This window comes from Xenorhabdus koppenhoeferi, assembly GCF_900116635.1.
Classification (GTDB): Bacteria; Pseudomonadota; Gammaproteobacteria; order Enterobacterales; family Enterobacteriaceae; genus Xenorhabdus; species Xenorhabdus koppenhoeferi.
Window position 1 is genome coordinate 24,248 of the sequence record NZ_FPBJ01000027.1, and the last position, 17,382, is coordinate 41,629.

A 17,382-nucleotide genomic window follows, 5' to 3' on the forward strand; every position below is an offset into this window, starting at 1 on the left:
CAGAAATCTTATTTCATTATATTCTAAAAATAGTCGCTTTCTCCTTCTATCTTTAGATATCAGGTATATTCAACTGATAAATAAGATAATCTCTTTATCCTTTTAGGGAAAACCGCACAACATATCCGCATTTTACACACTTTCCTCAAGCCAATGTGGTACTATAGCCACAGTCTATGTCAGTGAATTTGATAGAATGTTGCTTCGCTTATATCAGGTACTTCTCTACCTTATCCAACCAATTATCTGGTTACGTCTGCTGCTGCGCAGTCGTAAATCACCTGCGTACCGCAAACGCTGGGGGGAACGTTATGGCTTCTGCGCTAAAAAAGTTACCCCTGGAGGAATTTTACTTCATTCCGTTTCTGTTGGTGAGACACTAACTGCCATCCCATTAGTACGGATCTTGCGGCATCATTACCCTTTGTTGCCCATTACCATAACTACCATGACACCGACTGGCTCTGAAAGAGTTTTGTCTGCTTTGGGGACGGATGTTAACCACGTATATCTTCCCTATGATTTACCTGGTTCAATGAACCGTTTCCTTGATCATGTGAATCCAAAGTTAGTGATCATTATGGAAACCGAGTTGTGGCCAAACCTGATCACTCAGTTGCACCAACGTGAAATTCCGTTGGTTATTGCCAACGCAAGGTTATCCGCGCGTTCTGCAGCGGGATATCAGAAAATTAACAGCTTTATTAAAACCATTTTAAATAAGATCACATTGATTGCTGCACAAAATCAGGAAGATGGCGAACGTTTTATTGAACTGGGGTTAAGACGTTCTCAGCTCTCTGTCACGGGTAGCCTTAAATTCGACATTTCTGTTACACCAGAGTTAGCGGCAAAAGCGATTACTTTACGTCGCCAATGGGCGCCTCATCGTCCTGTGTGGATTGCAACCAGTACGCATGATGGTGAAGAAAGTATTCTTCTGGAAGCACATTGCAATCTGTTGAAACAATTTCCTGATCTCTTATTAATTCTGGTTCCCCGTCATCCAGAGCGTTTTAACAAGGCAGCAGAATTAACCCAAAAAGCGGGGCTGAGCGCGATATTACGCAGTGCAGGTACGATCCCGGAGGCTGATGTACAGGTTGTTATTGGTGATACTATGGGCGAATTGATGCTCTTGTACGGTATTGCGGATATGGCTTTTGTCGGCGGTAGCCTGATCGAGCGCGGTGGACATAATCCGTTAGAAGCGGCAGCACACGCTATACCGGTTATTATGGGTTCACATACATTCAATTTTAAAGATATCTGTGCCAAGTTAGAGAAAGCGGATGGGCTGATTACCGTCACAGACAGCCAATCATTAAGCTCAGCCATCAGTAGCCTGTTGACAGACGAAGACTATCGCCGTTATTACGGTCATCATGCCGCAGAAGTCCTGCACGAAAATCAAGGTGCCCTTCAGCGCTTGCTAAAATTACTGGAGCCTTATCTTCCCCCAAGGAGCCATTAATGAGTGACAAAAAACGTCTGTCTGTTGTCATGATTGCCAAAAATGCTGCTGATGTGATTACGGATTGCCTACTTTCTGTAAGTTGGGCAGATGAGATCATCGTTTTGGATTCCGGAAGTACGGATGCAACTTGCCAAATAGCCAACGAGATGGGCGCAAAGGTCTACACAAATACTCAGTGGCCCGGCTTTGGCCGCCAGCGGCAGCTCGCGCAATCCTATGCCAGCGGTGATTATATTTTTATGATTGATGCCGATGAACGAGTGACACCAGAACTTAAGGCATCCATCGAGCAAATTCTAGCCAATCCTGATGATAGTAAAGTTTATAGCTGCGCACGCCTCAATCTGTTTATGGGACGGTTCATGCAACACAGTGGCTGGTATCCTGATAAAGTCATTCGCCTCTATTGCCGCGCACGTTACCAATACAACGATAATCAGGTTCATGAATCCCTTGATACTCAAGGTGCTTCCATCGTGACACTCAAGGGAGATTTACACCATTTGACCTGCCGCAATCTGATGGAGTTTCAACAAAAGCAATTGAATTATGCAAGAGATTGGGCAAAGCATCGGTATGAGCAAGGCAAAAAAACGCGTTACTTTTCTGTCTGGAGTCATATGCTAGGCGCATTTTTCAAGACCTGGCTATTCAGGGCGGGTTTTCTTGATGGTAAGCAAGGATTGATGTTAGCCGTTGTAAATGCTCAGTACACATTCAATAAATATGCGGCACTTTGGGAACTTTCTCAAAGAAAAGAGTAAATACGATGAAAAGAAAAGCGATTTACCCCGGCACTTTTGACCCTGTTACTAACGGCCATCTTGATATTGTTACCCGTGCCGCAAATATGTTTGACCATGTTCTGCTGGCTATCGCCAACAGTGACAGAAAAAATCCCATGTTCAATTTGGAAGAACGTGTCACGTTGGCGAAAGAGGTGACAGCCCACCTGGAAAATGTTGAGGTGGTCGGGTTTAGTGAACTGATGGTTAATTTTGCTAAAAAACAGCAAGCTACCATCTTAATTCGCGGTGTGCGTTCTGTTGCCGATTTTGAATATGAATGTCAACTTGCCAATATGAACCGGCATTTTATGCAGGAGCTGGAGAGCGTTTTCTTATTACCTTCGCAAAATTTGTCCTTTGTTTCGTCATCCTTAATCAAAGATGTTGCAAGACATGATGGGGATATTTCGTCTTTTCTGCCGGAACCCGTTGCGCGGGCAATGTTACAAAAATTAGGGAAGTAACTTGTTTTCAGGGGCAATAACCTGCCCCTGAAATAATAGGTTTAATGCTGGCACTGGCGGCAGAAAAACGTACTGCGTTGCCCCAATTTTATACATTCTATTTTTTCACCGTTTGTATCACCACATCGTGGACAAAGTTCACCTTTCTTACCGTAAACAAATAACTCTTGGGCAAAGTATCCCGGTTTGCCATCAGATTGCAGAAAATCTTTCAGCGTTGTCCCGCCTTGTTCAATTGAGCGATGCAGAATTTGTTTAATGATGTCAGCCAATAAATAGGCTTCTTGCTGTGTCAGTGAGTTCACGGGGCGTTCCGGCAAGATATGTGCAACAAATAAAGCTTCGTTGGCATAGATATTGCCAACACCAACAACAACCTTATTATCCATCAACCAAGGTTTAATCACGGTCTTCTTGTTGCGGGAAAGGGAATAAAGATACTCACCATTAAACAGGTCAGAAAGAGGTTCTGGGCCTAAATGAGACAATACGCTACATTTATCAAGGCCATCACTCCACAACCATGCACCAAGACGTCGGGGATCGGTATATCTGAGAATTTTTCCATCAGCCATTATCAAATCGACATGGTCATGTTTTTCTGGCGGGAGTTCATCCAATAGGATACGCAAACTACCTGACATGCCCAGATGAATAATAATCCAGCCTTCAGGCAGTTCAAGCAGCAAGTATTTTGCCCGGCGCTGGACACTCAGGACAGGCCTGTCAGAGAGTTTCATGATTTGTTCGGAAACAGGCCAGCGCAAACGTGAATTTCTGACTTCGGCATATTGGATGATATTGCCAACCAAATGAGGCTCAATTCCCCTGCGGCTGGTTTCCACTTCTGGTAGTTCCGGCATACCGACTCCTTGAATAAATTATCTACAACATGACTTCTCAGCAGATAACGATACCGTTTTCATGTATTATTTGCAGCCAAATTTGGTTGGAATGACTGGCTTAATATTCATTGAGATAATTTTTCTGCTATCACGTTCGTAATCAATTTTGCACGCTGATCCCAGTTAAAACGTGCCGCAACTAATTGCCGTGAATAATCCACTTTTTTCATCACTTCGGCTGGATGATTTATCAGCCATTGGATCTGTTCGGCAAAACTTTCGGCATTTTCACTATTGGCAAAATTGACCGCATTCTCATCAACAGCATCGCGGATGGAAGGGAAATCCGAAATAACTACCGGTTTACCCATAGCCATATATTCAAAAAGTTTGAGGGGGGAGGTATAACGACTGCCAATGCTGGTTTTTGTCAGCGGCAAAACACAAATATCATGATCAGCGATAACCTGAAAGCGATTTTTAGGTTGAACAAAACCCAGAAAATTAACTTTATCATCTACACCAATCTGTTCGGCTGTTTGCCGTAATCGTGTGATCTGTTCAGGTGTACCGCCCGCAATATTCAACACAGCGTTATCAAGGAAAGACATAGCCTTCATAACAGTCGGTACACCTTTCCAACGATGCAGGCTTCCTAAATAAAGCACTTGGGTTGGCGGTCGGTTCTTATACTCTTTGCCGGAAGGCGTTAAGCTTGTGGAGTTAACTGCCAACATATCAACGCCATCAGGAGCAATGACAATCGGTGTTTTAACGCCATACTCTTTATAAATATCTTCACGCAACAGCGAGGTCAGAACAAAAACGACCTGTGAACACTCATAAACTTGTTGTTCAATTTCCTTCAATTTCTGATACTTGCGCTGATTTTTATGCTTGACCAAATCATGGGATTCTTTAAATGATTGAGAAAACACTTCATGGCTTTCAAAGAAATGAGGAATTTCAGGGTGTTTACACAATAGATAGTTCGCCATTTTTATATTGCGAGTAAAAATAGCATCAACCTGATGTTCTTTAAGCCAACGAGAGACCTGAAAATAAAACAATTTTTGAGTATTGAGTGGAAAATACCATTTTCTGCGGATATTGTGTAAAGCAATTAACTCTACAGAAGGCGGAAGTGCTCTGCCAATAATTTCTTGAACTTGGCTTTGGCCTTTTGGGGTAATCAGGCAAACGTAATGTCCCTGGCGAGCAAAAGCATCAACATTTTGCAGAATCTGCAATGAAGCAACCCGATAATCAGGCACAGGGTAAGGATCGATATAGGCGATTTTCATTATTTTTTTATGGCATTTAATAAGCGATTCGCAGAGTGTTCCCAAGTATACATAGCCTCAATCCTCTGACGGGCGTATCTACCCATACTTTTCCCTCTATCTTCTAAAGATAAAAGGTGATTGACCGCATCAGCAATCGCTTTAGCATCACCGGGAGTTACTAAAATACCTGCTTGATTCTCGTTTCCAACTACCTCTGGTATACCGCCTATATAACTGGCAATCACGGGGCATCCACATGCCATCGCTTCAGCAATAGTAATACCAAATGCTTCATCACCAATGCTAGGGAAAATGCCGGCATCACCCGCAGAGTAAAATTCAGGTAATTGATCATGACTGACAGCAGGTTGAAAAATAACTGATTTTTCCAATTGTAATGCTGAAACCCGCTTTTCCAGCTGTTTTAGCTCTTCACCTGCCCCAATAATCAGTAACTTTACATCCTTATCCTTGAGTAAAGTCATCGCATCAATAGCGACTTTCATGCCTTTCCAGCCTACTAATCTGCCGGCAAACGTTAACAAAAAGGTGCCTTCATTGATGCCTAATTGAGTGCGGATGCCAGAATCAGTAGGCTTGAATTTATCGGTATCCACGCCATTATAGATAACGTTCGGAAATTGCTTAAAGTGATGCTGGATCTGCCAGGCATTGAAATGGCTGCATGCAACCCAAGTGGATATTTTTCTACCTAATATACGGTCACCTTTAAAAAAGCTGGTTCCACCGCTCATATAGCAAAACTTGGTATGGGACGTTTCAGATATCATTCTGGGCCAGAAAAAATCAAAGGGCTTGGTTAAGATCACCCAATCAAAATTTTCAGCCATCACCGCTTCACGTGCATGTCGGGCAAAAGAGTAGCGTTCAACAATACGTTGAAAACGGCGCCCAATATTGGGAACTCGTTCTCTGAGAATAAACGGAAATGTATGAATATGAATATTTCGTCCATCTAATTCAGGCCGAATATCACCTGTTCCCCCGAAAATATGGATTTCATGCCCCGCATCAGTTAATGCCTTGGCCAACTCCCAAACTGCGGTTTGAATGCCGCCATAAGACACAGTAACGGTAACATCGATAAATCCTATTTTCATTTTATTCATTATCCTTGCGTTCATTTTCCAGTAAGTTCTGTACAGAATACCAGACCTTATCCACCGATATTACTGACATCGTATCTTGGCGAGTGGCTTGCCTATAGTCTACCGGATGTTCAATTACCGCCAGTTTTGGATGTTGCTGAGGAGCGAGAAAACGGCCCGGATGAAAACTGTGATATAGTGCAACCATAGGGATCCCCAGAGCACCTGCCAGATGGGTTGTTCCCGTATCCACACCAACGTATAAATTAAGCTGGCTCATGATTGCTGCGTTTTGTCGCATTGTTGTTTTACCCGCCAGTGATGTACACCTGTTTGCCCCCAGTTTTTCAGCCAGCATTTGTGCGCTTGCTTCACCATCTTTACTGCCCAATAAAAAAATATGTACATGCGGATAATCACGATAAATCCGTTGGGCTAATTCGTGAAAATGTTCTACAGGCCAGTCACGGTAAGCTTTGGCGGGAAAACTTTGTAACTGAAAACCAATTTTTAATTGTTGCTCTAATTCCTTCTGCCGCAGAAAATCTCTGGCATATTCTTCTTCACATTGGCTTACGCAATATTGTAACCGCCAATCACTTACTTCAAGACCAAGTGCATTAATCAACAGAGCCCTTTCCTGCTGGGCAGGCATGAATTCCCGTGGCTTTTCTACAGTATATTCGTTTAATTTTTTCTCAGAGATATCTGAGAAATAAACGGTTAAATTTGATTTGCGTTTAGCATATCGTAACAGAGATTTATCGTGTCCATATACTAATGCTAAGTCATAATATCGACGGGAAAACCACCCATACCATTTGGCTTTTCCTTTTGAGAAAGTCGATAAATTATTAATTAAATTAATGCAATCAAGGATTTCTTTTGTGTTTTTATGTGCAAAGACATCAATGTTTGCCTCTGGCCATTTTGTTTTCAATGCGCGAATGACTGGCGTAACCAGCAGAGTATCGCCAAAACGAGCTATATTTATGATTAAAATATTTTTAGGTTGAATCATAATAATGAATGTTGAATCATCAATTCTATAACAGGCCTTGAAACATGATCACTATACTATATAGTAAAGCTATTAAATGTTCGATTAATCGATAGATAGTTCTTATACCTAATATAAACAAAATGATTATATTTCAATTGAATGGTTAATGATTGATGCCATTCACTTCAGTAATGATTTATACCATATAGGAAAAGTATTATCGCTTGCTGTTTATACTGCGATAAAAAATAGATTCCATCTTTTCTAGCATATTATCCATCCCAAATAAGTGAGTAGCCCGCTGTAATGAAGCGTTTCCCATCCGTAAACGTAACTCAGCATCGTTCATCAGAAAATCTAATTTTTCTATTAACTGTTCTACGTTTCTGGGTTCAATAATATACCCAGTATCCCCATCAATAACAGCTTCAGTAATCGCGCCCACTGATGTGGATACCACAGGTAAACCACATGCCATCGCCTGCATGATACCTTGAGGCACACCTTCATTGCCAAACGAAGGGAGAGCAAAGATATCCATCGCATTTAAGCAATCGGGAATATCCTGACGGTTACCAAGAAAAGTTACACTTTCTGTTAATCCTTCCTGCTGAACATGTGGCTCTAGATTCTTTCTCTGGGGACCATCTCCCACAAATAATAATTGCCACTCGGGATAGCGCTGGTGAAGAATTTTCCAGCTATCAAGCAAGTAACGATGTCCTTTCCAGGTCCTCATTGTGGCAACAATACCAAGTGTTAGCTTGTTTGGAATACCAATGCGTTGACGGCTCTGTTGCTTGTTTTCTGGATAAAAGCGTGTCAAATCGATCCCTGTTGGCACAGAGGTCATGTGGGAAAGTGGATATGTATTGTGTGTATGCAGATATTGGCGCAGTTTTTCCCCGGTTGTCACTATATGCTGGCAGGCGTTTAGATACAGCCAACGGGTTGCAATGGATTTTGAAACGTGAGTAGAAACATGACGGGTACGAACTACCGGTAGCATACCTTTTAGTGTTGCACATGCCGCAGCTACCAACCAAGAATCCGTGGAACTATGAGTATTGATGATATCAAATTGACGGCCTTCGGCTTTTAGCCAACGGCGAATTGCCCGTAGGCAAGAAAGCCGTTTTTTTTCAATCGGGAGAGCAACGACAGGCACGCCATAATGGTGGGCTTCGCGGTAAAGTGTTGAGGTTGGACAGCAAACAATAACCACATTGTGACCACGTTGCATCATGCCCTGAGATTCAGTCAGGATACGGATCTCCTGTCCGCCCCAGCCACACGATGATTCTGTGTGTAAGATATTCAAAGTCTTTTTAGCCATTTTAGAGTCACGCCTGACGGTCAATAAAAACGCGTTAGTATAACTGAACAGAGTATGACGTTCATGCATAACCTAATGTAAATCAGGCAAAGCAACAGGCATAAAAAAACCCAGCATAAAGCTGGGTTTTTTCTAATCCACTAAAATTATTTAATTTTAGCTTCTTTGTACATTACATGCTGGCGAACAACTGGATCATATTTTCTCAGTTCCAGTTTTTCAGGCATGGTGCGCTTGTTCTTCGTAGTGGTATAGAAATGACCTGTACCAGCAGAAGAAACTAGCTTGATTTTATCGCGAATACCTTTAGCCATTTTTCAGCTCCTTAGTACTTCTCACCACGGGCACACAGTTCAGCAAGAACTGTATCGATACCCTTTTTGTCAATCACACGTATACCTTTAGCAGATACACGCAGAGTTACAAAACGCTTCTCAGACTCAACCCAGAAACGATGAGAGTGCAGGTTAGGCAGAAAACGACGCTTAGTCGCATTTAATGCGTGGGAGCGGTTGTTACCACTCACCGGGCGCTTGCCAGTAACTTGGCAGACTCGGGACATGTCTATTCTCCAAAAATCAAATCAGCTCGAGCTTTGTATTGGGTGTGGCCGCCTCGTCAGGCTTAGGAGCCCATCTCAGCAAATTTTATTTACAAATTTTATTTACTGAAAAGAATCACATATTCCCAGTAAAAAACTTACTGAGATAGGCTCTTCTCGCCAAGCCCAAGATCCTCAAAGGTGGCGTAGTATACGCCCTCATTCGCTGATGCTCAAGTCCCGAACAGCTAAGATCTGACCAGATTGTGAAAAAACCGTATTAAATCCAGCCTCTTTCCATAAATGAAACACAATATTGCTTGCCAATAACAATATGATCCAAAACTTTAACGCCAATCAAGTCACAGGCTTCAATAATTTTTTCTGTTACCAATTTGTCTGCCAGACTGGGTTCTGGATTACCGGAAGGGTGATTGTGAGCAAGAATAATTGATGCTGCATTGACTTTAACTGCTTGTTTCACAATTTCACGTGGATGCACTTCAACTTTGTTTATCGTTCCTTTAAACATTTCATCATGGCAGATGACTTTATTTTGGTTAGTCAAAAATAGTACCACAAAGACTTCCCTGTCTTGCCAAGATAACAAATCCTGCAAATAACTCTGAGTCATCGTAGGGCTGCTCATAATATCTTCATGGATAAACTGGCTGGAGAAAAAACGTCTTGCCAGTTCGGATACCGCCTGTAATTGGACATATTTACATAGCCCCATGCCCTTATGTGAACAAAAATCGGCATAATCAGCAGACAACAGATGATAAAGTGAGCCAAATGATTTCAGCAGATATTCCGCCATTTGTACTACAGGAACACCTCTGGTACCTGTACGCAAAAAGATTGCCAACAGTTCGGCATCCGTTAGGGAAACTGCGCCATAAGCCAGCAATTTTTCCCGGGGAGCAAGGTTTGAATGCAACTCATCGTTTTTTTCCATTACCGTGATATCCATAACACTTCTCCCCTCAATATCCTTCGCTTTTTAACTATCATCTATGGGGAATCATTCCTGACTCTCATCCATAACAATAGAATCCATCACCCTGATATTCGCTTACAATATTCCATGATGAAAAAAACATCGCCAGCTTCATTTGCATAGTCTGCGCAACGCTTCGCAAATTTGCCATTTTGGGATAACGATATTCACTGAATTTCAAGTTACGGCAGGTGATAACAGAATTCCCACTACTATATGGATGGCTGAGGAGCTGGGAGGAAGAGCGGCAAGGGTTCTGAACTCAATATTTTCTTATGGTAGAATCTTAGAGAATTGTAACTTACATCTGGGCAATCAAAATGACAGGATTTTCCGGCCAACAACTTTCTAGTAATCAGCTTTCTGGTAAACAAATCGTACTCGGAATCAGCGGAGGGATTGCGGCTTACAAAACAGCTGAGCTGGTACGTCGTTTACGTGATTGCGGTGCTCAGGTTCGCGTCGTTATGACTCTCGCAGCAAAAGCTTTTATTACCCCACTTACCTTACAGGCTGTATCGGGCTACCCTGTTTCCGATGATCTTCTGGATCCCGCTGCCGAAGCAGCTATGGGGCACATTGAACTGGCAAAATGGGCAGATTTAATTATTCTCGCCCCCGCTACAGCAGACCTGCTGGCACGTTTAGCGGCGGGTATGGCGAATGATTTAGTGACTACGATTTGCTTGGCTTCCGCAGCCCCTATTGCTGTTGCCCCTGCAATGAATCAACAGATGTATCGTGCTCAGGCCACCCAGCATAACCTGAAAGTGCTTGAAGAGCGCAACGTGCTGATTTGGGGCCCGGATGAGGGGAGTCAGGCATGTGGTGATGTTGGGCCAGGCAGAATGTTGGAGCCTATGGCGATTGTCGAATTGGTAATGCAACATTTAAACACCAAGCAAGATTTTGTTGGTCTGAGTATGACAATTACCGCAGGCCCAACCCGTGAAGCCTTAGACCCTGTCCGTTTCATCAGCAACCATAGCTCCGGTAAAATGGGCTTCTCTATCGCACGAGCAGCCGCAGAGCGTGGGGCTGAGGTGACATTGATTACAGGTCCCGTTAATTTACCAACACCACAAGGCGTTAAGCGTATTGACGTAACGAGTGCGCTGGAGATGCATGAACAGGTTCAGGCAATGGCAGACTCACAGAATATTTTTATCGGCTGTGCTGCCATATCAGATTATCGTTCTAAACAAATTGCGGCTGAAAAAATTAAAAAGCAGGGTGATGAAATCACCTTTACCCTGATAAAAAATCCTGACATTGTAGCGAGCGTTGCAGCACTGGAAGAAAATCGGCCATTCGTCGTTGGATTTGCAGCCGAAACCCAGAATGTGGAAGAATACGCTCGCGGAAAACTCAAGCAGAAGCATTTAGACTTGATTTGCGCGAACGATGTATCCTTGTCAGGCCACGGTTTTAACAGTGATACCAACGCATTACATCTATTCTGGCATGATGGTAGTGTTAATTTACCTCACAGTGGTAAATTACAACTCAGCCACCACTTATTAGACGAGATACTCAAACGCTATGATGAAAAAAATCGACGTTAAAATCCTTGATCCCCGCATTGGGCAAGAATTTCCTTTACCGACTTATGCTACACTTGGTTCTGCAGGTTTAGATTTACGTGCTTGTCTGGATAATACTGTGGAACTGGCTCCTGGCCAGACTGAGCTTCTGCCGACCGGAATTGCTATCCATATCGCAAATGAGCAACTGGCAGCCGTTATTCTTCCTCGCTCTGGTTTGGGTCACAAACATGGTATAGTTTTGGGTAATTTGGTGGGGCTTATTGATTCTGATTATCAGGGGCAATTGATGGTTTCAGTCTGGAACCGTGGTAATAAAACATTCACCATCGAGCCAGGTGAGCGTATCGCCCAAATGGTTTTTGTGCCGATTGTACAGGCTGAATTTAATTTGGTTAAAGACTTCGAAACCAGCAAACGTGGTAGTGGTGGTTTTGGTCACTCCGGTCGTCAATAACTTTCCATAAAGCCTGATACCATCAACCGATTTTTATATCTTTTGCCTACAATGTTATTGCTGAGAAAAACTATTTTCGGCAAAAACATTGTGGGCAAAAATAGCAGGATTTGTTTTGCTGTTTTAGCAGGGGTCTTATCAGACATGGCAGAAAAAGAACGTATAAAAAAGAAAAATAGACGTGAGGAAATCTTGCAGGCACTGGCACATATGCTTGAATCCAGTGATGGCAGTCAGCGAATTACCACTGCAAAACTCGCTGCAAACGTTGGTGTTTCTGAGGCTGCACTTTACCGTCATTTTCCAAGCAAAACCCGGATGTTTGATAGTCTGATCGAGTTTATTGAAGACGCCTTAATTTCACGTATCAACCTGATCTTGCAAGATGAAAAAGATACCATTGTTCGCATTAGGTTAATATTTGTCCTGATTTTGGGGTTTGCGGAGAAAAACCCTGGATTAACCCGCATCATGACCGGCCATGCCCTGATGTTTGAACAAGACAGATTACAAAATCGTATCAACCAGTTATTTGAGCGGATTGAAGTACAACTTCGCCAAATTTTGAAAGAAAAAAAATACGTGATGGGCAGGGATTCAATTATGACGAAACCGTACTTGCATCACAGTTACTGGCATTTTGTGAAGGGATGCTTTCCCGCTTTGTTCGCTCAGAATTTCGCTATCGCCCAACAAAAGAGTTTGAAGTACGTTGGCCATTGATTTTGACCCAACTACAATAATTTATTCCAGAACTGTAATCATTGTCACTCATGTGGTGAATGATAATGTGCGTTTTTTTATTAAGCTGTGTTAACATACACCGACTCGTTGAGTTCACTACAAAGTAGCTCAATAATGGCATCGTTATTGCAATTCCTACCATATTAATATGTTGGATGTTGTTGATTGTTGCCATTTCTACTACTCACCCCGCCCACTCCTTGGGCGAGGGATTTTTTTCATTCAGCCTTAGCATTCAGCTTTTGATGGTTATTAGATGCCGTATTCTTTACGATAGGCTTCCACCGCTTCCAGATGGGATTGCATCTCTGGATTTTCGCGTAAATAAACCACTAAATCGTTCAGTGTAATGATGGAGTAGACTTGGCACTGGTAGTCACGTTCAACTTCCTGAATGGCTGAAAGAGTCTCCCGTCCGCGCTCCTGACGATCCAGACACAAAATGACACCGGACAGGGTTGCACCGTGCTGCTTAATAATTTCCATTGACTCACGAATCGCTGTACCTGCCGTAATGACATCATCCACAACCACAACATTACCTAGCAGTGGGCTACCAACCAGTGATCCGCCTTCACCGTGATCTTTGGCTTCCTTACGGTTAAAACAATAAGGCATATCGATATCATAATGTTCTGCCATTGCCACTGCGGTGGTAGTTGCAATCGGGATACCTTTATAAGCTGGCCCAAACAACAAATCACACTTAATTTTGCTGTCCAGCAGTGCAGCCGCGTAGAAACGACCAATCAATGCCAAGTCACGTCCGGTATTAAACAGACCCGCATTGAAAAAATAGGGGCTTTTGCGACCAGATTTCAGCGTAAATTCGCCAAATTTAAGCACCTGTTTTTTCAGTGCCAGCTCAATAAATTCGCGCTGATAGGCTTTCACTGGAGTTTCTCCTTTTCAATCTTTTTACTATATTGCAGACATAAAAAAGGCGACTATTCAGCCGCCTCATAATTCATTATTTTGATGGAGCTTGTTTTAACGCATCTCGCTGCGCTTCGAAAATAGTTTCCAGCCCCCCTTTTGCCAGAGAGAGCAGGGAAAGTAATTCGTCATGACTGAATGGCTCACCTTCTGCGGTGCCCTGCACTTCAATCATTCTGCCGTCGTCTATCATTACGATATTCATGTCAGTTTCAGCCGCAGAGTCTTCGACATATTCCAGATCGCAAAGCCCTTCACCATCGACAATGCCGACAGACACTGCCGCGACCATCGATTTCAGCGGGCTCACTTTCAGTTTACCATCAGAAACCAGCTTATTCAGAGCATCAACCAGTGCGACGCAAGCACCAGAAATAGCAGCGGTACGGGTACCACCATCAGCCTGAATCACATCACAATCCAGAGTAATGGTAAATTCACCCAGTTTTTTCAAATCCACGGCAGCACGCAGTGAACGTGCAATCAAGCGTTGAATTTCCATTGTACGCCCGGTTTGCTTGCCTTTAGCCGCTTCGCGCGCATTACGACTATTAGTTGCCCGTGGTAACATGCCATATTCAGCAGTGATCCAGCCCTGTCCCTGACCTTTCAGGAAACGTGGAACTCCTTCTTCAACGGAGGCATTACATAACACTTTAGTATCCCCAAATTCCACCAAAACCGAACCTTCTGCATGTTTGGTGTAATGACGGGTCATTTTAATAGGACGCACCTGTCCTGCTGTTCTTCCCGCTGGGCGCTTCCCTACTAAGTTCATCGTGTGATCTCCGCTGTTAAAACATTATTGGAGGCGCATTATACGGCCTAAGACTGTGAATGCCTATCCTGCATCTACATGGGGCGTTATAATCTGTCCATCATTTTATAAATTGGGAACGAATTATGATCCGTAGTATGACTGCTTTTGCACGACGAGATATCAAGGGAGATTGGGGAAATGCAGCGTGGGAACTGCGTTCTGTCAATCAGCGTTACCTGGAAACCTATATTCGCCTGCCAGAGCAATTCAGAAGTCTTGAGCCTGTCATCCGTGAGCGCATTCGTTCCCGCCTGACTCGCGGAAAAGTGGAGTGTAACCTGCGTTTTGAGCTGGATACCCGCGCTCAAAGTTCCTTGATGCTGAATGAAAAGTTGGCAAAACAATTGGTTGAAGCAGCAAACTGGGTGAAACAGCAAAGTGGTGAAGGTGAGACTAATCCAGTAGATATCCTGCGTTGGCCGGGTGTGATGTCTGCCGAAGAGCAAGATTTAGATGCTATCAGTACACAACTGCTGGCTGAATTGGATTTGGCATTGGATGCTTTTATCCAAAGCCGTGAAACCGAAGGGCAAGCGCTGAAATCACTTATCGAACAGCGTTTGGATGCGGTAACCGTGGAAGTGGTCAAAGTCCGTGAACAAATGCCGACAATCCTGCAATGGCAGCGTGAACGCTTGCAGACCAAGCTGGAAGAAGCACAGATTCAGCTAGAGAATAACCGTCTTGAGCAAGAACTGGTTTTACTGGCACAACGCATTGATGTGGCGGAAGAACTGGATCGTCTGGATGCTCATGTTAAAGAGACTCGTAACATCCTGAAGAAAAAAGAAGCCGTTGGTCGCAGACTGGATTTTATGATGCAGGAATTTAACCGTGAATCGAATACCTTGGCGTCAAAATCAATTAATTCCGATGTAACGAATTCTGCAATTGAATTGAAGGTGCTTATTGAACAGATGCGTGAGCAGATCCAGAATATTGAGTAAGGTTTCTTAGCATTTCAGAGAATGTCATAAAGCCAGATATAGATTGTTATATCTGGCTTTTTTACTATCAGAGCATTGCAGAACCAATCACAGTAGCGCATGATTATCGTGTACCACTAGGGTGTACCACCTGCGATAACAAAACACATTTAGTGGTACACAGCTATTTTTTACACTGGAGATTGCACAATGCCTAAACTCACTGATAAAGAGATCAGAGCGTGGATAAAGTCAGGCGAAAGGTTCGAAGGGAAAGCGGACGGCAACGGACTATATCTATGCTATCGAAAAACCTTTAAACACCCTATATGGCGCTTTAGGTATAAGTTCGTAGGTACTCCCAGAGTGATAACTTTAGGCTCATACATTGATTTATCACTATCAAAAGCAAGAGAACTCACCAGAGAGCTATCAGCCCGTGTTGCTTTAGGTTATGACGTTGCTGGAGAAAAACAGGAACGCAAAGCCGAAGCACTGGCAAAAATTGAAGCCGACAAGAACGCAGTAAAAGTCTCAGATCTGGCGGCTGAATACTTTGAGCGTCAAATACTCCCTCGCTGGAAACACCCCGATATACTCCGCAGACGAATAGACAAAGATATTAATCCTCGCATCGGTCATATGTATTTGGAGGATGTTAAACCTCGTCATATTGATGAAATGCTAAAGAGTATTGTTGATAGAGGCGCACCAACCATAGCAACAGACGTTTTACGCTGGGTGAGGCGCATGTTTGATTACGCTATCAGACGTCAATTCATTGATGTAAACCCCTGTTCAGCATTTGAAGTAGCCGATGCCGGAGGAAAAGAAATTTCCCGTGACAGGTGGTTGACCCGTGATGAACTTATTACATTCTTTCAGGCATTGAGGGTTGCCGGAATCAGCAGGCAAAATGAAATCAGCTTTAAGATACTACTCGCCTTATGCTTACGTAAGATGGAGCTATGCGCCGCACGTTGGGAAGAATTCAACTTTAAAAAAGCTGTCTGGCACTTTCCGGCAGAACGCAGCAAGAACGGTGATGCAATAGATATTCCCCTATGCCCACAGGTTATAGATTGGTTCATGGAATTAAAACCAATGGCTTGCGGCAGCCAATACGTCCTACCTGCCAGAAAAATGCAAAGCCGTATGATCCCACACATCCAAGAATCAACACTACCCGTTGCCTTAGCTAAAGTTCGATACGTATTACCATCTAATATACCTAATTTCACAATCCACGACTTTAGACGAACTGCCAGAACTCACTTAGCCGCGTTAGGTGTTGATCCGTTTGTAGCTGAACGCTGCTTAAATCATCGTATAAAAGGCGTAGAGGGTATCTATAACAAGCATGATTACTTTGACGAACGCAAAGCCGCGTTAGCTCAATGGTGTGATTTGTTGGCAACGCTGGAAAAAGGCGAGGACTACAACATTACTCCAATAAAACAAATTAAACGGAAATTTTTATGAATAAGAAGCCACCTGAGATTGATGTATTTAAGTTATTTTCATCCCAAGGACGTGCAACCCCTAATGCTGTAGCCCTTGCAGTTCTTGGTATATAGCAGAATCAATATAATCAGACATAAGTCACATGCTCTGTAAACAGCTCATCAATAGAGCATCTTTCTCGTCTTCTTGTTGTTTTTGTTTCAGCCCATTTGTTTTCGATAGGATTTAAATCTGGGCTGTAAGGCGGAAGCCATTCTAACTGGCATCCGTGATCGGTTATCGCTTTTCGCGTGTCACCGCGTTTATGGAAAGGGGCATTATCCATCACAATCACTGTCCCCTTAGGGAGCTTCGGCAACAAATCTTGTGTCAGCCAGGCATGAAACACATTCGCATTAATGGTTCCGGCAAACAAACTTAAGGTCACAAAGGTATTTTTAATGATAGCACCAATGGCATTAATGCGGCCTTTGTGCTGCCAGTCATGTAAACCAAAACAGCGGGACCCTTTTAACGAATAGCCATGCGTACGTGGCATGGACTGCTCAAAGCCGCTTTCATCCAGATAAACAATCTGTTTGCCCGCCTGCTCATGATGGCGGATACGCTCGCCAAATACCTGACGAGCGTGTTCGTCAGCGG

General features: G+C 43.3%; 18 protein-coding genes and 1 pseudogene. 8 read left to right on the forward strand and 11 right to left on the reverse strand.

The annotated features are described in order from the left end of the window. The first annotated feature begins 196 nt into the window (after positions 1 to 196). From waaA to coaD, 3 genes are read left to right on the forward strand one after another with little or no spacing between them, the layout of a single operon-like run. Positions 197 to 1,474 carry a lipid IV(A) 3-deoxy-D-manno-octulosonic acid transferase gene (gene waaA / locus BM329_RS09920; protein WP_092552407.1) on the forward strand — a complete coding sequence of 426 codons (1,278 nt, stop codon included), beginning with the start codon at positions 197 to 199 and terminating at the stop codon, positions 1,472 to 1,474. Continuing rightward, positions 1,474 to 2,241, forward strand: a complete 768-nt coding sequence (locus BM329_RS09925) for a glycosyltransferase family 2 protein (RefSeq protein ID WP_092552410.1) — start codon at positions 1,474 to 1,476, stop codon at positions 2,239 to 2,241. Before waaA ends, BM329_RS09925 begins: the two co-directional genes overlap by 1 nt. A gap of 5 nt (positions 2,242 to 2,246) precedes the next feature. Then, the gene (gene coaD, locus BM329_RS09930; protein ID WP_092552413.1) at positions 2,247 to 2,729 is read left to right on the forward strand and encodes a pantetheine-phosphate adenylyltransferase; all 483 of its coding nucleotides are present in this window, start codon (positions 2,247 to 2,249) and stop codon (positions 2,727 to 2,729) included. Positions 2,730 to 2,770: 41 nt separating this feature from the next. On the opposite strand, the gene mutM is transcribed toward coaD, so the two are convergent. From mutM to radC, 8 genes are all read right to left on the reverse strand, one after another. Beyond that, on the reverse strand, positions 2,771 to 3,592 hold the full coding sequence (mutM, locus tag BM329_RS09935) for a bifunctional DNA-formamidopyrimidine glycosylase/DNA-(apurinic or apyrimidinic site) lyase (RefSeq protein ID WP_092552416.1): 822 nt from the start codon (positions 3,590 to 3,592) through the stop codon (positions 2,771 to 2,773). 107 nt (positions 3,593 to 3,699) lie between these two features. Next, a complete protein-coding gene (locus BM329_RS09940; protein ID WP_092552418.1) occupies positions 3,700 to 4,878 on the reverse strand; it encodes a glycosyltransferase in 1,179 nt (392 codons plus the stop codon). Further along, the gene (locus BM329_RS09945; protein ID WP_092552421.1) at positions 4,878 to 5,981 is read right to left on the reverse strand and encodes a glycosyltransferase family 4 protein; all 1,104 of its coding nucleotides are present in this window, start codon (positions 5,979 to 5,981) and stop codon (positions 4,878 to 4,880) included. The genes BM329_RS09940 and BM329_RS09945 overlap by 1 nt, the downstream gene beginning before the upstream one ends. Position 5,982: 1 nt before the next feature. Next, the gene (locus BM329_RS09950; protein WP_092552464.1) at positions 5,983 to 6,987 is read right to left on the reverse strand and encodes a glycosyltransferase family 9 protein; all 1,005 of its coding nucleotides are present in this window, start codon (positions 6,985 to 6,987) and stop codon (positions 5,983 to 5,985) included. A gap of 202 nt (positions 6,988 to 7,189) precedes the next feature. Beyond that, positions 7,190 to 8,308: a glycosyltransferase family 4 protein gene (locus tag BM329_RS09955; protein WP_092552424.1), complete on the reverse strand. Its 1,119-nt coding sequence runs from the start codon at positions 8,306 to 8,308 to the stop codon at positions 7,190 to 7,192. A 146-nt stretch (positions 8,309 to 8,454) separates the two neighbouring features. After that, entirely contained in the window at positions 8,455 to 8,622 is a 168-nt protein-coding gene (gene rpmG, locus BM329_RS09960) for a 50S ribosomal protein L33 (RefSeq protein WP_092552427.1), read from the reverse strand. A gap of 11 nt (positions 8,623 to 8,633) precedes the next feature. Next, entirely contained in the window at positions 8,634 to 8,870 is a 237-nt protein-coding gene (gene rpmB, locus BM329_RS09965; protein ID WP_092552430.1) for a 50S ribosomal protein L28, read from the reverse strand. Between the two features lie 259 nt (positions 8,871 to 9,129). Further along, positions 9,130 to 9,822 carry a RadC family protein gene (gene radC, locus BM329_RS09975; RefSeq protein ID WP_092552433.1) on the reverse strand — a complete coding sequence of 231 codons (693 nt, stop codon included), beginning with the start codon at positions 9,820 to 9,822 and terminating at the stop codon, positions 9,130 to 9,132. A 347-nt stretch (positions 9,823 to 10,169) separates the two neighbouring features. Here radC and coaBC point away from each other — a divergent pair, with 347 nt between their 5' ends. The 3 genes and pseudogenes from coaBC (at position 10,170) to slmA (ending at position 12,593) form a co-directional block, all read left to right on the forward strand. Next, positions 10,170 to 11,414, forward strand: coding sequence for a bifunctional phosphopantothenoylcysteine decarboxylase/phosphopantothenate--cysteine ligase CoaBC (gene coaBC / locus BM329_RS09980; protein WP_092552436.1), 1,245 nt, complete (start codon positions 10,170 to 10,172; stop codon positions 11,412 to 11,414). Next, entirely contained in the window at positions 11,392 to 11,850 is a 459-nt protein-coding gene (gene dut / locus BM329_RS09985) for a dUTP diphosphatase (protein WP_092552439.1), read from the forward strand. Before coaBC ends, dut begins: the two co-directional genes overlap by 23 nt. A gap of 144 nt (positions 11,851 to 11,994) precedes the next feature. After that, positions 11,995 to 12,593 (forward strand): annotated as a pseudogene (gene slmA / locus BM329_RS09990) (nucleoid occlusion factor SlmA). Positions 12,594 to 12,846: 253 nt separating this feature from the next. Here the strand turns inward: slmA and pyrE are convergent. Next, a complete protein-coding gene (pyrE, locus tag BM329_RS09995; RefSeq protein ID WP_092552442.1) occupies positions 12,847 to 13,488 on the reverse strand; it encodes an orotate phosphoribosyltransferase in 642 nt (213 codons plus the stop codon). 76 nt (positions 13,489 to 13,564) lie between these two features. Next, positions 13,565 to 14,308 carry a ribonuclease PH gene (gene rph / locus BM329_RS10000; protein ID WP_092552445.1) on the reverse strand — a complete coding sequence of 248 codons (744 nt, stop codon included), beginning with the start codon at positions 14,306 to 14,308 and terminating at the stop codon, positions 13,565 to 13,567. Between the two features lie 125 nt (positions 14,309 to 14,433). Here rph and BM329_RS10005 point away from each other — a divergent pair, with 125 nt between their 5' ends. Both BM329_RS10005 and BM329_RS10010 read left to right on the forward strand, forming a co-directional pair. After that, positions 14,434 to 15,297: a YicC/YloC family endoribonuclease gene (locus tag BM329_RS10005; RefSeq protein ID WP_092552448.1), complete on the forward strand. Its 864-nt coding sequence runs from the start codon at positions 14,434 to 14,436 to the stop codon at positions 15,295 to 15,297. A 189-nt stretch (positions 15,298 to 15,486) separates the two neighbouring features. After that, a complete protein-coding gene (locus BM329_RS10010) occupies positions 15,487 to 16,758 on the forward strand; it encodes a tyrosine-type recombinase/integrase (protein WP_092552451.1) in 1,272 nt (423 codons plus the stop codon). 109 nt (positions 16,759 to 16,867) lie between these two features. Here BM329_RS10010 and BM329_RS10015 read toward each other — a convergent pair. After that, positions 16,868 to 17,382, reverse strand: a 515-nt coding sequence (locus BM329_RS10015) for an IS630 family transposase (protein ID WP_245759041.1), incomplete at its 5' end; no start/stop codon positions are given.

What these genes read in the sequence shown, in the direction of transcription:
- waaA (WP_092552407.1), top strand. Translation starts at nt 197, where the DNA reads ATGTTGCTTCGCTTATATCAGGTACTTCTCTACCTTATCCAACCAATT.
- BM329_RS09925 (WP_092552410.1), top strand. Translation starts at nt 1,474, where the DNA reads ATGAGTGACAAAAAACGTCTGTCTGTTGTCATGATTGCCAAAAATGCT.
- coaD (WP_092552413.1), top strand. Translation starts at nt 2,247, where the DNA reads ATGAAAAGAAAAGCGATTTACCCCGGCACTTTTGACCCTGTTACTAAC.
- mutM (WP_092552416.1), bottom strand. Translation starts at nt 3,592, where the DNA reads ATGCCGGAACTACCAGAAGTGGAAACCAGCCGCAGGGGAATTGAGCCT.
- BM329_RS09940 (WP_092552418.1), bottom strand. Translation starts at nt 4,878, where the DNA reads ATGAAAATCGCCTATATCGATCCTTACCCTGTGCCTGATTATCGGGTT.
- BM329_RS09945 (WP_092552421.1), bottom strand. Translation starts at nt 5,981, where the DNA reads ATGAAAATAGGATTTATCGATGTTACCGTTACTGTGTCTTATGGCGGC.
- BM329_RS09955 (WP_092552424.1), bottom strand. Translation starts at nt 8,308, where the DNA reads ATGGCTAAAAAGACTTTGAATATCTTACACACAGAATCATCGTGTGGC.
- rpmG (WP_092552427.1), bottom strand. Translation starts at nt 8,622, where the DNA reads ATGGCTAAAGGTATTCGCGATAAAATCAAGCTAGTTTCTTCTGCTGGT.
- rpmB (WP_092552430.1), bottom strand. Translation starts at nt 8,870, where the DNA reads ATGTCCCGAGTCTGCCAAGTTACTGGCAAGCGCCCGGTGAGTGGTAAC.
- radC (WP_092552433.1), bottom strand. Translation starts at nt 9,822, where the DNA reads ATGGATATCACGGTAATGGAAAAAAACGATGAGTTGCATTCAAACCTT.
- coaBC (WP_092552436.1), top strand. Translation starts at nt 10,170, where the DNA reads ATGACAGGATTTTCCGGCCAACAACTTTCTAGTAATCAGCTTTCTGGT.
- dut (WP_092552439.1), top strand. Translation starts at nt 11,392, where the DNA reads ATGATGAAAAAAATCGACGTTAAAATCCTTGATCCCCGCATTGGGCAA.
- rph (WP_092552445.1), bottom strand. Translation starts at nt 14,308, where the DNA reads ATGAACTTAGTAGGGAAGCGCCCAGCGGGAAGAACAGCAGGACAGGTG.
- BM329_RS10005 (WP_092552448.1), top strand. Translation starts at nt 14,434, where the DNA reads ATGATCCGTAGTATGACTGCTTTTGCACGACGAGATATCAAGGGAGAT.
- BM329_RS10010 (WP_092552451.1), top strand. Translation starts at nt 15,487, where the DNA reads ATGCCTAAACTCACTGATAAAGAGATCAGAGCGTGGATAAAGTCAGGC.